At 37.5% G+C, this 14,224-nt stretch carries 12 protein-coding genes; 5 read left to right on the top strand and 7 right to left on the bottom strand.

Translation table 11 applies throughout. The annotated features are described in order from the left end of the window. Positions 1-94 precede the first annotated feature (94 nt). From leuS to LK994_RS02845, 3 genes are all read left to right on the top strand, one after another. Positions 95-2,827 (top strand): leucine--tRNA ligase, encoded by a 2,733-nt coding sequence (leuS, locus tag LK994_RS02855; protein ID WP_229761377.1) that lies wholly within the window; start codon positions 95-97, stop codon positions 2,825-2,827. A 252-nt stretch (positions 2,828-3,079) separates the two neighbouring features. Continuing rightward, on the top strand, positions 3,080-5,026 hold the full coding sequence (gene dxs, locus LK994_RS02850) for a 1-deoxy-D-xylulose-5-phosphate synthase (RefSeq protein ID WP_229761376.1): 1,947 nt from the start codon (positions 3,080-3,082) through the stop codon (positions 5,024-5,026). A gap of 444 nt (positions 5,027-5,470) precedes the next feature. Further along, entirely contained in the window at positions 5,471-6,124 is a 654-nt protein-coding gene (locus LK994_RS02845) for a murein L,D-transpeptidase catalytic domain-containing protein (protein WP_229761375.1), read from the top strand. Between the two features lie 4 nt (positions 6,125-6,128). On the opposite strand, the gene LK994_RS02840 is transcribed toward LK994_RS02845, so the two are convergent. The 4 genes from LK994_RS02840 to mscL all read right to left on the bottom strand — a co-directional run bounded on the left by LK994_RS02840 (position 6,129) and on the right by mscL (position 9,182). Next, a complete protein-coding gene (locus LK994_RS02840) occupies positions 6,129-6,845 on the bottom strand; it encodes a pirin family protein (RefSeq protein WP_229761374.1) in 717 nt (238 codons plus the stop codon). Positions 6,846-6,944: 99 nt separating this feature from the next. Next, complete coding sequence (locus tag LK994_RS02835) at positions 6,945-7,742, bottom strand: segregation and condensation protein A (protein ID WP_229761373.1); 798 nt, start codon at positions 7,740-7,742, stop codon at positions 6,945-6,947. A 104-nt stretch (positions 7,743-7,846) separates the two neighbouring features. Then, positions 7,847-8,728 carry a DUF3078 domain-containing protein gene (locus LK994_RS02830; RefSeq protein WP_229761372.1) on the bottom strand — a complete coding sequence of 294 codons (882 nt, stop codon included), beginning with the start codon at positions 8,726-8,728 and terminating at the stop codon, positions 7,847-7,849. A 76-nt stretch (positions 8,729-8,804) separates the two neighbouring features. After that, complete coding sequence (mscL, locus tag LK994_RS02825) at positions 8,805-9,182, bottom strand: large conductance mechanosensitive channel protein MscL (RefSeq protein WP_229761371.1); 378 nt, start codon at positions 9,180-9,182, stop codon at positions 8,805-8,807. Positions 9,183-9,316: 134 nt separating this feature from the next. Here mscL and LK994_RS02820 point away from each other — a divergent pair, with 134 nt between their 5' ends. Continuing rightward, positions 9,317-10,207, top strand: a complete 891-nt coding sequence (locus LK994_RS02820) for a DMT family transporter (protein ID WP_229761370.1) — start codon at positions 9,317-9,319, stop codon at positions 10,205-10,207. On the opposite strand, the gene LK994_RS02815 is transcribed toward LK994_RS02820, so the two are convergent. From LK994_RS02815 to LK994_RS02805, 3 genes are all read right to left on the bottom strand, one after another. Next, the gene (locus tag LK994_RS02815; protein ID WP_229761369.1) at positions 10,202-11,089 is read right to left on the bottom strand and encodes a sterol desaturase family protein; all 888 of its coding nucleotides are present in this window, start codon (positions 11,087-11,089) and stop codon (positions 10,202-10,204) included. The two genes, LK994_RS02820 and LK994_RS02815, sit on opposite strands and share 6 nt — an antisense overlap. A 96-nt stretch (positions 11,090-11,185) precedes the next feature. Next, positions 11,186-11,749, bottom strand: coding sequence for a ribosome recycling factor (gene frr, locus LK994_RS02810; protein ID WP_229761368.1), 564 nt, complete (start codon positions 11,747-11,749; stop codon positions 11,186-11,188). Positions 11,750-11,951: 202 nt separating this feature from the next. Beyond that, complete coding sequence (locus LK994_RS02805) at positions 11,952-13,079, bottom strand: glycosyltransferase family 4 protein (RefSeq protein WP_229761367.1); 1,128 nt, start codon at positions 13,077-13,079, stop codon at positions 11,952-11,954. Positions 13,080-13,359: 280 nt separating this feature from the next. Between LK994_RS02805 and LK994_RS02800 the strand changes: the two genes are divergently transcribed. Next, positions 13,360-14,196, top strand: coding sequence for a transketolase (locus LK994_RS02800; RefSeq protein ID WP_229761366.1), 837 nt, complete (start codon positions 13,360-13,362; stop codon positions 14,194-14,196). Positions 14,197-14,224: the final 28 nt, after the last annotated feature.

The raw sequence follows: 14,224 nt of genomic DNA, 5'->3' as shown, positions 1-14,224 counted from the left end.
GGCAATAAGGTACTGTTAAAATTGCTATTTAGCAGAGGAAAGTACAATCAGATTCAGAAATATTAAATAGTCAATAGACAATATTAAATACAAAATGGAATATAAGTTTAACGAGATCGAGAAAAAATGGCAGGACAAATGGAATGCTGACAAAGTGTACAAGGTTAACAACGAAAGCGACAAGCCAAAGTTTTATGTGTTGGATATGTTTCCTTACCCAAGTGGTGCAGGGTTGCATGTGGGGCATCCGCTAGGGTATATAGCTTCGGATATTTATGCCCGTTATAAGAGATTGAAAGGATTTAATGTGTTGCATCCGATGGGTTTTGATAGTTTTGGCTTGCCGGCCGAACAATATGCGTTGGAAACAGGGCAGCATCCTGCAGAAACAACGAAGAAAAATATTGCTACGTTTAAAAGTCAGTTGGATAAAATTGGTTTTTGTTATGATTGGGATAGAGAGATACAGACAAGTAATCCAAATTATTATAAGTGGACACAAAAGATATTCTTAGAATTATTCAATAGCTATTTCTGTAATACACACAAAAAAGCCAGGCCAATTGCTGAGCTGATAAAAAAATACGAAACAAAAGGTTGTAACAAATTTACTGCTGAGCAATGGAATGGGTACAGTAAAAAAGAGCAGGAAGATATTTTAATGAACCGTCGGTTGGCTTTTAGTAAATACGGCGAAGTAAATTGGTGTGAGGCATTGGGAACGGTATTGGCAAATGATGAAGTGGTGAATGGCGTGAGTGAACGTGGTGGACATCCGGTAGTTAAAAAGAAAATGCGTCAATGGTATTTACGCATTACATCGTATGCCGATAGATTGCTGGAAGGACTGGAAACAGTGGATTTCAGCGAAAGCATGAAAGAGATGCAACGCAACTGGATCGGTAGAAGTGAAGGAGCCGAAATGGATTTTGCCATTAAAGGAACGGATAAAAATTTACGAGTTTATACCACCAGACCTGATACTATCTTCGGTGTTGACTTTATGGTGGTAGCACCGGAACATGAATTGGTAAACGAAATAAAATCTGTGGAACAAGCTACTGCTGTTGACGAATACATTGCTTATGTAAAAAGTAGGAGCGATGTAGATAGAATGGCGGAGAAAAAGATCACCGGTTGTTTTACAGGTGCATATGCCATCAATCCTTTTGATGGAAAAGAAATTCCAATCTATATCAGTGAGTATGTATTAGCAGGATATGGTACAGGGGCTATTATGGCTGTGCCTTGCGGTGATGAAAGAGATTTTAAATTCGCCAAACATTTTAATATTCCTATTACCAATATCATCGGAGATTTTTATAATGGCGAAGAAGCGAACCCTACTAAAGAAGCTACTTTACAAAATAGTGGTTTTTTAAATGGTTTGTTGATGAAAGATGCTATAAGCGTTGCCGTTAGTAAGATAGAGGAAATGGGGATTGGGGTAAAGAAGGTGAATTATAAAATGAGAGATGCAGGCTTTAGTCGCCAGCGTTATTGGGGGGAACCTTTTCCAATTATCTGGCAGGGAGAAACGGCTGTTGCACTAGAAGAAAAAGACCTGCCATTGGAGTTGCCGCATGTAGATAAATATGGTCCGGGGAGAGAAGGCGAAGGCCCGTTGGGTAATTTGGAAGATTGGGTGAATACCCCTGAAGGAAGAAGAGAAACCTCTACCATGCCTGGTTATGCAGGTTCTTCCTGGTATTTTTTACGTTACATGGATCCAAATAATGCAACAACATTTTGCGATAAAAAAGCAAGTGATTACTGGAACCAGGTGGATGTATATGTAGGTGGTACAGAGCATGCCGTAGGGCATTTGTTGTATAGCCGTATGTGGACGAAAGTGTTGTACGACTTAGGTTATATCAGTTTTGATGAACCATTTAAGAAATTGGTGAATCAAGGTATGATACAGGGGAGTAGTAGGTTTGTCTTTAGGGTTGTTGGAACAAATCAATTTGTGTCAGCTGGACTAAAAGATAAATACGAGACAAGCCCTTTGCATGTTGATGTCAATTTTGTTGATGGAGTAGAACTAAACACCGAAGAATTCAAAAGATGGAAAAATGGTGAATATACAAATGCAGAATTTATTTTTGAAGATGGTAAATACATCTGCGGAGCAGAAGTAGAAAAAATGTCCAAATCAAAATACAACACGGTTAATCCAGATGAGTTGTGTAACAGATATGGTGCCGATACTTTCCGCATGTACGAAATGTTCCTCGGCCCTGTAGAAATGAGTAAACCGTGGGATACCAAAGGCATTGAAGGGGTTCATCGTTTCTTACGCAAACTATGGCGCTTGTTCTTTGATGATATCAAAGGCAAAGTATGGACAGATTCCCCAGCAACTGATGCAGAATTGAAAGTGCTGCATAAAACCATTAAGAAGATCGATGGTGATACTGCCAACTTCAGTTACAATACAGCTGTAAGTGCTTTTATGGTTTGTGTAAATGAATTGGGAGAATTGAAATGCCACAAGAAAGAAATTCTTGAAAAATTATTGATCATCTTGACGCCGTATGCACCGCATATAGCAGAAGAACTTTGGTATGCTTTAGGTAATACGACTACTATTTTAGATGCTGCTTATCCTACAGTGGAAGAAAAATATCTGATAGAATCTTCTAAAGAATATCCGGTGTCTATCAATGGTAAAATGCGTACTACGATTGATATGGCGTTGGATATCACTCAAGAAGAAGCAGAAAAAATTGTGCTGGCCAATGAAGTGGTACAGAAGTGGTTAGAAGGGAAAGCGCCTAAAAAGGTCATTTACGTGAAGAATAAAATGGTGAATGTGGTGGTGTAGGTATTTCACGGAGGTCTCAGAGCATGCACAGAAGTACACAAAGAGATTATTTGTTTTAATGAAGCAATTCACCAAACGATAATTCTAACAAATTCCAGACTGTCTTTGTGCAACTTCGAGACTACTTAGTGTACTTTGTGTTAAGTATCTGAGTGTATAGGGCTCTAATTCCGAACAATTATCGTTAAAAACTGTTTAAAACCATGTAGCGAAGCACCAAAAAACTTACCTTCGTTACGTTAAATACACTGAATGAATAGTCAACCAGGCCCACTTTTAGGCAAAATAAACTCTCCTGAAGATCTTAAAAAGATCAGCAGGGAAGATTTGCATAAGGTTTGTGATGAGTTGCGTCAGTATATTATTGACGTGGTAAGTGTTCATGGAGGCCATTTCGCCGCATCTTTAGGTGTGGTTGAATTGACGGTTGCATTACATTATATCTACAATACTCCTTACGATCAGCTGGTATGGGATGTAGGCCATCAGGCTTATGGCCATAAAATATTAACCGGCAGAAGAGATAATTTTTACACGAACAGAAAATATCACGGACTAAGCGGCTTCCCTAAAAGAAGCGAAAGCGAATATGATACATTCGGTGTAGGGCATTCCTCTACTTCCATCAGTGCGGCATTGGGGATGGCCATTGCTGCTAAATTAAAGAATGAAGACAGGAAAAGTGTGGCCATCATTGGCGACGGTTCTATGACAGCAGGTATTGCATTTGAAGCCATGAACCATGCCGGTGTTTCGGATGCGGATATGTTGATCGTATTGAATGATAATGGCATTGGTATCGATCCGAATGTGGGAGCGTTGAAAGAATATTTAACTGATATAACGACGTCGCCTACTTACAATAAAGTAAAAGATGATGTTTGGAATTTGCTTGGAAAATTACCGGTAGGTAAGCAATTCACCAGGGCAATGGGGCAGAAGTTAACCGAAGGGTTGAAGGGAATGGTGAACGGGCATGCTAATTTATTTGAAGCATTGAAGTTGAGATACTTCGGTCCTATCGATGGACATAATATCAGTAAGCTGGTAGATACATTACAGGATCTTAAAAAAATCCCCGGCCCTAAAATTTTACACATAGTAACGGTGAAGGGTAAAGGATATTCTCTGGCAGAAAAAGATCAAACCAAATGGCATGCTCCCGGCTTATTTGATAAAGTAACCGGAGAGATCCAGAAAAAACATTTCGATCTGCCGCAACCTCAAAAATATCAGGATGTTTTTGGACATACTATTATTGAGTTGGCAGAAAAGAATGAGAAGATCATGGGTATTACACCGGCAATGCCTAGTGGCTCATCTTTAAAATATATGATGGAGAAAATGCCGCACAGGGCTTTTGATGTAGGCATTTGCGAACAACATGCGGTAACATTAAGTGCCGGCCTGGCTACACAGGGTATGAAAGTTTTCTGCAATATTTATTCTTCTTTCATGCAGAGAGCTTACGATATGGTGGTGCATGATATTGCTATACAAAATTTACCGGTGGTGTTATGTTTAGACAGGGCAGGGCTGGTGGGTGAGGATGGACCAACGCATCATGGTTGTTATGACATCGCTTATATGCGTTGTATCCCTAACATGATCGTTAGTGCGCCGATGAATGAAAGAGAATTGCGTAACCTCATGTATACGGCACAGTTAGCAACTACAAAAAATCCAATTGTGATCCGTTACCCTCGTGGCGAAGGTGTAATAGCCGATTGTCAGAAAGATAATATGGCTCAAAAATATCCTTTCGAAGAAATACAAATTGGTAAAGGAAGAAAATTAAAAGATGGTAAAGAAATTGCAATACTGTCTTTCGGTCATGTAGGAAATTTTGCAGCAGCAGCCATTCGTGATGTAAAAGCAGATGGAATCAATCCGGCGCATTACGATATGCGTTTTGCAAAGCCATTGGATGAAGAAATGTTACATGAAATATTTGCTTCTTATAATAAAGTAATTACTATCGAAGATGGAACCATCAAAGGAGGTTTTGGCAGCGCCATATTAGAATTCATGAGCGAACATAATTACAAAGCCGATGTGCATATTATGGGTATTCCCGATAGATTGGTAGAACACGGTACCCCCAAGCAACTCTACGAAGAGATTGGTTTAGACGCCAATCATATTGCACAAACATTAAGAGATATGATCTCCATAAATGTAGAGCAGTTGATCAAATAAAAGTTCCCGGGCTTTCAGCAATAAACATATTTCAACTACGGTTCCGGCTGTACGTTGCAAGTCCGCACACTTGTCCCGAAGGAAAAGCCATTCGGGAAAGCCTCCGCACCATCCCTCACCGTGCTTTACACTTCCATCCGGCAGCCATTCAGCTAAAAATCTATATTCAACCAATACTTCCAGTTTTTTTATTTTTCAAATAAAAATTAATCGACAATGAAGCTAAGAGTAGAGAACAAATGTCGAGGTCACAGTAGTACAACTGATGCACATAGCTATACGGCAGGAATGTGCTGTAATCGTTCCTGCCTTGACTTTTTTGTTACTTTTTGCGTCAAGGCAAAAAGTAAATAAGAAATAATTAGATAGAAGCTTTTGATTTTGTTTAACATTTTTTTCTGTGGAAATAATTTGCCCAAGTATCTAATTGGCAATATTACTTTCATGAAACTCTTAATAAAACTTATCTCCACTGTATTGTTGCTCGCTATGAGTATAACAGCATTAGCATATTTCTTTTGGTATAAAACAAAGTTTGTACCCAAGAAAAATAAAGCTTCATTTACAATCCCCAAAAAGGAGATTGATAAAACCGTTGCAGCAAGACTGCATTTAAAGTCAGCGGGTATCACTGATTACATCAGAAAGCATCATTACAACAGCACCTATTGTTTCATGATAGACATGAAAATGGAATCCGGTAAAAAAAGATTCTTTGTATACAATCTGGATAAGGATTCTATAGAATTGGCTGGCTTAGTAGCACATGGTAGCGGCGATGATCATTCCACTGAAATAAAATTCTCCAATCAACCCGGAAGCTTGTGTTCTTCATTAGGAAAATATAAAATATGCAAATCATATTTTGGAAAATTCGGACTGGCTTACAAATTATATGGACTGGATAAAACCAACAGCAATGCTTTGAATCGCTTTGTGGTATTGCATTCGCATTCCTGTGTTCCTGCTGATGAAACCTCACCATTTCCTATATGTGAAAGTTGGGGCTGCCCTACAGTAGCCCCAACTTTTTTAAATGAACTAAAAAAATATATTAACAGATCTGATAAACCGATCTTACTAAATATGTATTACTGAAATATTAAGCAAAATCCATCGGTACTTCAATCACTAATAACTCAGCATCCTCACTGGCGGTAACAGTAAAATTATCTGTTTCTGAAATACCTATGGCATCTCTTCTGCCTAGTGTGGTATCGCCAACTTTTACACTACCATTGATCACCACTAAAAAAACACCATTGCCTTTAAATGCATTTGAGTAGGAGATTGCTTTGCCAGCGCTTAAATTGGTCAGAGCAAAACGAGCATCCTGATTTATCCATAAACCATTATCTGCTTCATTTGGGCTCACCACATATTGCCATTTATTCGTTCTGTCTGAAACATCAAATTTTCTCTGATCATACCTCGGCTTGATATTTTCAACTTTAGGATATACCCATATCTGAAACAAAGTAACAGGTTCAGTAGCAGAAGCATTTGCTTCGCTATGCTGTATACCACTACCGGCGCTCATGATCTGTACATCACCGGCATTGATAACACCATGTCCGCCTGTGCTGTCTTTATGCACTAATGCACCGGTAAATGGAATGGTAACAATTTCCATATTATCATGAGGATGCGTAGGAAAAGCGCCACCACCACTAATAAAATCATCATTTAATACTCGTAGTAAACCAAAGTGTACTTTTCCCGGGTTATGATATTGGCTAAAACTAAAATAGTAATTTGGTTTCAGCCATCCGTAATCTGCTGTGCCTCTGTCGGCAGCTTTAAATAATATCGTGTTCATAATAGTAATTTTAAAATTCAATGTTTAAACATCAAATTTAATGCCATTTAATGAACTGACAAAATAGCAAAAAAAATCCTCCGAAAGGAGGATAATTATTTAATTCCAGGCTTCATCTCCGGGGAGCAGACCAACAGTATCTTCTTCTCTGTTTTCATTCCATTCAATAATGAAATTATTTCTGCCTTCGCCGGTGATCAGTGTCATATAGCGTTGTTGTGTTAATTCCAACAATGAAAGGAATAAGAAAATGGCATGTATGCGGTTTTCGCACACATCAAATATTTTTTCAAACGTAACGGTCTTTTCTCTACGACAAGCTTCCAGCATATATTCTCTGCTACCTTCCATAGTGTAGTTATACTGCACAACGGTATGTACCGGCTTATGATTTCTTTCCTGTAATTTCAGAATTACTTTTTCGAATGCCTTCATCAATTTAAACAAAGTAACTGCTTGTATCTCTGTTCCTTCTCCGGCTTCTTCACCAATTTGCGCCAATTCTTTCTGCAGATTACCTCTTTTGATCATGAACATACGATCAGCTTCCAATTCTGCCATCTTTAAAGAAACTTCTTTAAAGCGTTTGTATTCTAATATCTTGTTGATCAATTCCTGCCTTGGATCAATTTCATTACCTTGTTCATCCACTTCTTTACGTGGTATCAGCATTTTAGCTTTGATACGCATCAATGTGCTGATGAATAAGATGAACTCACTGCTCAGCTCAATATTTAATTTTTCTGTTTGATGAATAAAATCCAGGAAGTCGTTTGTTATCTTGGTAATGGGAATATTGTAAATATCCAATTCATCTCTTTCAATGAAGAAAAGTAATAAATCAAACGGACCTTCAAATTGGTCAAGTTTTATCTGATAAGAAGTATTATTCGCCATAAGTATAAAAATAAAAGCCCCCAAGTGGTTGGGGGCAAATGTATTAAAACTTGGGGTAGTTTATGCCTAAAAAAGGGTCGAAAAATGCAATGTGTATAAATCGCTTATAATTTATAGCTTAAACCTACGCCAATACTATGTTGTAACTGTAAACGGCCTACTTCAAAGTCGTTATAACGGGCATTTATGCTGACAGTTGCGCCAATTAATTTATTTACTGTAAGGGTGAACAAATTAGACCAATCAAGTACCATATTGCCGGGATGATCCAAATAATTAGAATAAACAGTGGCCACGGATTTGTAATTAATGCCTTTATCAATATCCTTGTTGCATTTGGCCTGAACAAAGGCTCCGAGTCCAAGTGCCAGCGTTTTTCCTGAATCTACCCCAAATGCATTAACGGGTTTGAGTGACGGAGCTAATTTAGTAGTAAGGTTTACCATTGCCGGTGAAATCAGCAGGTTAAAACTTTCATTTGGTTTGTATAGTATACCAGGCCCCAATTTGATATAACCTGGAGTAAGAAAGTATTGTTCAAATTGACTTTCCAAACTAAGAAAGCCTGCATAACTCCAGCTTTTTTTAAACTCAGAGCCAAAAGTTGAACTGAAGTTCAGATAATCATCATTCTTTAAAAATTTTTTGCCGGTGGATGTTGCCCTGGTAACACCGTACCTTGCTCTAAAAGAGTTCAGCCAACTTGCTTTTCCTTTTTTTCTATCAAAATTATAATCAAGGATTCCCTTTATTCCAATCGCAAATTGTTCCCCACCCTTTATCCAGTAGTCATTTCTACCCGATTCATTGACGGCGACATTGATCGTTCCGCCTTTTGTCCAACCGTCTTTCAATTCAGTTTTGTTTTTAGTAAGATTTGCTGTGACCTCCCCGGTAAATTTAATCGCATTATCAGTAGTTCCCTGCGATCTTGCTGCGTTCATTAATAATGTACAGATAATGAACAGCCTAGTTGTTTTTTTCATTGATATAATTTTGATTTTAAATAAAAAACGGTTTCAACTTTTCAGCTAAAACCGGCGCAAAATTATAAAAATATATTTATTTTCTTAATGCATCTCTGATTTCTGTAAGTAACTTATCAGTTGATGATGGTTCCGGAGCGGCGGCAGGAGCTTCGGCTTCTTTCTTTTTTAATCCGTTCATTACTTTTATAATGGCAAAAAGAACAATGGCGATCAAAATAAAATTGATCACTTCCTGGAAAAATATACCCACAGGAAAAATTGTTTTTCCAATAGAAAAACTAAGGTCTTTTACTCCTTCTTTTCCCAGAACCATACTTATTAAAGGCATGATCAATGAATCGGTAAGTCCTGTAACGATCTTACCAAATGCCCCACCTATAATTACTGCAACGGCAAGGTCAACAATATTGCCTTTCATTGCAAATTCTTTAAATTCTTTAATTAGTCCCATAATAGTATTTTTTAATTATTTAAAAGAAGATAAAAATAAAAATTAAAAATCATTTGTCAAAAATTAATAATAAATACAAGTCTATTTTAGATATGTTGTATTTTAACTGCATCTTTGTTTGAATAAAATATATAGTGAGTAGAACTTTAGTTAATTGGTTGATCTTTATTTTCCTGGCAATTGTTTGGGGAAGCAGTTTTGTGTTGATGAAGGTAGGCCTTGAAAAACTTAACTCTCTTCAGGTATCTGCTTTACGTATTGCATCCGGCGGATTGTTTTTTTTGCCATTGGCTATCAAGTATGTTAGAGAGATACCCAAAAATAAATTGTTTCTTGTCTGTATCAGCGGTACCATCGGAAATTTAATACCGGCATTATTGTTTTGCATGGCAGAAGAGGGAATTGATAGTGCATTAACAGGAATGTTGAATTCTCTAACACCGATCTTTGTTATTATAACCGGCGCAATCTTTTTCAGCATAAATACTACTGTCAATAAAATAATAGGAATTTGCATTGCCTTTTTAGGATGTATATTATTGTTATTGAGTAGTGGAGAAAGTTTTCAGCAACAATACAAACATATTGGCTTTGCACTTTACGTAGTACTTGCTACTATTTTGTATGGTTATAATGTAAATCTGGTGGCAAAAAAATTGCATGAGATCGGGTCGCTAAAAATTGCTTCTGTGGCATTGTCATTTAATGGGATCATCGCATCAATTGTATTGATCTCAACCGGGTATTTTTCTTTACCATTGAGCAATCATGATATGCTGATTTCTACCGGAGCCGGTATTGTATTGGGGGTGGTGGGAACAGCTATCGCTACTGCATTGTTTTATATGCTTGTAAAACGAGCAGGGGGTATTTTTGCCAGTATGGTTACTTACGGAATGCCTTTTGTGGCTATCGGTTGGGGACTAATCTACGGAGAGAAATTTGGATTACTGCAGGTTGGTTGTTTAGTCATTATATTGATAGGAGTATACATTACCAACAGAAAAAAGCCTGAGAGTTTATAACTCTTTTCTCATCTCCTTTGCCGTCTTACTACTACCATCATGGCTCCATCCCGGTGGCATAAAAAGATATTTTAACTTGGTAAAAAAAGATGTTTTCTTTTTCAGGTCTTTACCAATACTTTGCCACTCGTGAAAAATAATTTTCAACGGATGATACGGGTTGCTAATAGGTTTTGTAAGTCCATATTTTACCGGCTCGTCGGGTATTTCTTCCTGAAAAGTGCCAAACATTTTATCCCAGATAATTAAACACATTCCCATATTCTTATCCAGATACAAAACATTGCTTGCATGATGTACCCTGTGATGACTGGGACTTACAAATAGTATCTCAAACCATTTAGGCATTTTTTTTATTGCCTGTGTATGCACAAGGATACCATATATCTGCGTAATCGAATACATAAATACAATATCGATTGGGTCAAAACCAAGTAAGGCTAATGGGATAAAGTAAATGAAACGATACAGGGGTTGGAATACTGATGAACGGAATCCTGTTGTAAGATTGTATTCTTCCGAAGAATGATGCGTAACATGTACTGCCCAGAAAACTCGGCAATAATGATCGACCCTATGCTCCACATAAAATGCCAGATCTTCTAAAATAAAAAGCATCAGCCAATATACCCACCCAAATGGCTTGAATGAATAGAAGGCATGCGTATAAAACCATTGGAGGATAATAAAAAGATATATCGACCTGAATAACAGATCTATGCCTGCATTTATTAATGACAGATATATGTTCTGAATGACACCTTTAAAACTATAATATTTTTTTACGTGAAGATGGCTGAATAATATTTCTCCTCCGATAACTAAAATGTATAGGGGAGTAGTTATAAGTATTAAAGCAGTTTCATCAAACTTAAAAGGCATCTTATTTAGTTAAAAACTAAAAACTAAAAATGAAAAATTAATCTCAGGTTCATGGAAACCTATTTTTAATTTTTCATTATTCATTTTTAATTATGATTACACCACCATAATTTCTTTTTCTTTTGCTTCCAGGTGCTTTTCTACCAGCCCGATAAATTTATTGGTAAGCTCCTGTATCTCTGCTTCAGCATCTTTTGCGGCATCTTCGCTTAATCCGTCTTTTTGTAATTTTTTTATTTGTTCGATGGCATCTCTTCTGATACTGCGAATGGATACCTTGCCCGTTTCGCCTTCACCATTACATCTCTTCACTAATTCTTTACGTCTTTCTTCGGTTAACGGAGGTAAAAATAGTCTGATAAAATTACCATCATTCTGAGGGTTAATGCCAATGTTAGCAGCAATGATCGCTCTTTCAATTGGTTGAAGCATATTTTTTTCCCAGGGCTGAACAGAAATGGTACGGGCATCTAATACCATTATATTAGCAATTTGTGCCAAAGGAGTAGGGGAACCATAATATTCCGCCACAATTCCATCCAGCATATTGGGATTGGCTTTACCTGCACGAATTTTTGTCAATTCTGTTTCCAAATGGCTTATTGCCTTTCTCATTGTAGACTCAGCGTCCATTTTGATTAAATCTAACTCTTCTGACATAAAATAAAAAATTACTTGGCTGCAAAGCTAAAGAAAAGAATGATGCGGCGGATAGTGAAATTTGCAAAGGAAGAGTAAAATCATTCACGTTTTGAACTAGTGGATTTACGATTTCATTAAATTTAACGAACTTACTATTTTTATTTACTTTTCAAAACTTGAAAGTTAGTAGTAGATCGTACATCCAAAATCGTACATAGGGTCAGTCCGCTTCTACAGCCTCTGACGCAAGGGTAAATAGTTTGCGTGGTTTTAAAATAGACTCTTCACGTTTTAATTTAGCTGACGCTTGCAATAAATTATTTTTTGACCGTAAGTAGTAAATAAGGCCGATCATAGCCAATGCACTTAACAGGACTATTCCCAATACAGTAGTAGTTCCGAGATCACGTAAAAAGAATGCCAATAAGATGAATCCAATATTTACTCCTATACACACAAAAGTTATTTTTTTGTGGTTCAGCCCCATATCTAATAAAAAATGATGAACATGAGTTCTGTCAGGGCTAAACGGAGAGCGTCTGTCTAAAATACGTAATCCAAAAACACGAAGTGTATCAAATAATGGTACAATCAGTATTGCAAAGCCTATTGCAGGCGAAGCATGAAGAGGAATAGCACTAGCAGGGTTACCGGCAACACCAATGAATTTAATGACCAATACAGCATTTACTAGTCCTAATAGTAAAGAACCGGTATCACCCATAAATATTTTAGCCGGAGAAAAATTATAGATAAGGAATGCAATGATACTACCTGATAAAGCAAACGCCATTACAGCGTACATGCCTTCTCCGGCAAAAAAGAAATAAGTGCCGAATACGAGGGTGGTCAGTAACCCTAAACTACCAGCCAAACCATCCACGCCATCTATTAAATTGAAAGAATTGATGATAACAAGTGCAGTGAAGAATGTAAGTGCAAGGCTGGCTGTTTGAGGCAGCCCATGAATACCGAAAATGCCATGCATGTCAGTTATCTGCAATTTGCCAAACCAAATAATTATACCTGCAGCGATTATCTGACCAAGAAATTTTTTGGCAGCGGACAAAACAAGAATATCATCTTTGATACCCAAAAAGAAAATGACTATAGTAGCAGCTGCAACAAATTGCAATTCTCTTCCTCCTGTTGGAGCGCCAATCAAAGTAGCTAAAATGAAGCCTGCGAATATACCCAGACCACCTAACGTAGGGATAACAACCTTGTGTACCTTTCTTTCGTCCGGTTCATCAAATAATTTTTTGTCACGAGCAACCTGAATGATTATTGGGATTGCAAAAAATGTAATCAAAAACGCCAACGCAGCACTGAGAAAAATATGATCCATGCCTAAAAGGGTATTACGTAAACAAATTGGGAGCAAAACTACAAATTAGTTTGATAGTTTCAATCCAAGCGAACTAGTTTCGGGAACACAACTTACCAAAAATAGCTCGGTTAAAAAAATTTTAACCTGAAATTCTTGACAAATCTGATGTTTTTTTGTTCTTCCTCTCAATGAAATAATGAAATAATAATACATCTTTTTCAAGTATTGCTAAAAAACGTCGTTTTTACTTTGCTGGTGTGCCTATTTAAAGTAGGTTTGCAACCTCTAAAATTAATATATGAGTAACTTGAAAGATACTGCAACACAAATACGCAGAGATATTGTAAGAATGGTGCATGCAGTGCAAAGTGGGCACCCGGGTGGTTCTTTGGGCTGTACCGAGTTTTTAACAGCCTTGTATTTTAAGGTAATGAAGCATAATCCTGCCTTTAATATGGATGGTGTTGGAGAAGATGTGTTTTTCCTGAGTAATGGCCACATTTCTCCTGTTTTTTATAGCGTTTTGTCACGTAGCGGGTATTTTCCTACCAAAGAGTTAAATACCTTCAGAAAAATCAATAGCCGCTTACAGGGGCATCCTACTACCCACGAGCATTTGCCGGGGGTGCGTATGGCCAGCGGATCTTTAGGACAAGGGCTTAGCGTAGCTGCAGGAGCCGCTTTAGCAAAAAAATTGAATAACGACAATAGCCTTGTTTTCTCTTTACATGGTGATGGTGAATTGGATGAGGGGCAAAACTGGGAAGCTATTTTATTTGCTGCCCATAAAAAAATCGATAATTTGATCGCCACTGTTGACTGGAATGGTCAACAGATCGATGGACCTACAGATAAAGTATTGGGTTTGGGCAACTTAGCTGCAAAATTTGATGCTTTTGGCTGGGAAGTAATTCATCTTGATAAAGGAAATGATATTGATGAAGTGGTAGCTACATTGGAAAAGGCTAAAACTTTGACCGGTAAAGGTAAACCAGTTGTTATTTTGATGAGAACTGAAATGGGAGCAGGAATCGATTTTATGGTTGGTAGCCACGAATGGCATGGTATTGCCCCAAATGACGAACAACTGGCAAAAGCATTGGCTCAATTGCCGGAGACTTTAGGCGATTATTAATATTGGCTTTTCTCTGATCGGGATAAAT

The sequence above is a fragment of the Ferruginibacter lapsinanis genome (genome assembly GCF_020783315.1).
GTDB lineage: Bacteria > Bacteroidota > Bacteroidia > Chitinophagales > Chitinophagaceae > Ferruginibacter > Ferruginibacter lapsinanis.
This window is presented reverse-complemented; position numbering and strand designations above follow the sequence as displayed.

Bases quoted from the DNA above. Each gene is read 5' to 3' on its own strand.
- LK994_RS02800 (WP_229761366.1), top strand. From the start codon at position 13,360: ATGAGTAACTTGAAAGATACTGCAACACAAATACGCAGAGATATTGTA.
- LK994_RS02830 (WP_229761372.1), bottom strand. From the start codon at position 8,728: ATGAAAAAAACAACTAGGCTGTTCATTATCTGTACATTATTAATGAAC.
- mscL (WP_229761371.1), bottom strand. From the start codon at position 9,182: ATGGGACTAATTAAAGAATTTAAAGAATTTGCAATGAAAGGCAATATT.
- LK994_RS02845 (WP_229761375.1), top strand. From the start codon at position 5,471: ATGAAACTCTTAATAAAACTTATCTCCACTGTATTGTTGCTCGCTATG.
- LK994_RS02805 (WP_229761367.1), bottom strand. From the start codon at position 13,079: ATGGATCATATTTTTCTCAGTGCTGCGTTGGCGTTTTTGATTACATTT.
- LK994_RS02835 (WP_229761373.1), bottom strand. From the start codon at position 7,742: ATGGCGAATAATACTTCTTATCAGATAAAACTTGACCAATTTGAAGGT.
- LK994_RS02840 (WP_229761374.1), bottom strand. From the start codon at position 6,845: ATGAACACGATATTATTTAAAGCTGCCGACAGAGGCACAGCAGATTAC.
- dxs (WP_229761376.1), top strand. From the start codon at position 3,080: ATGAATAGTCAACCAGGCCCACTTTTAGGCAAAATAAACTCTCCTGAA.
- leuS (WP_229761377.1), top strand. From the start codon at position 95: ATGGAATATAAGTTTAACGAGATCGAGAAAAAATGGCAGGACAAATGG.
- LK994_RS02815 (WP_229761369.1), bottom strand. From the start codon at position 11,089: ATGCCTTTTAAGTTTGATGAAACTGCTTTAATACTTATAACTACTCCC.
- frr (WP_229761368.1), bottom strand. From the start codon at position 11,749: ATGTCAGAAGAGTTAGATTTAATCAAAATGGACGCTGAGTCTACAATG.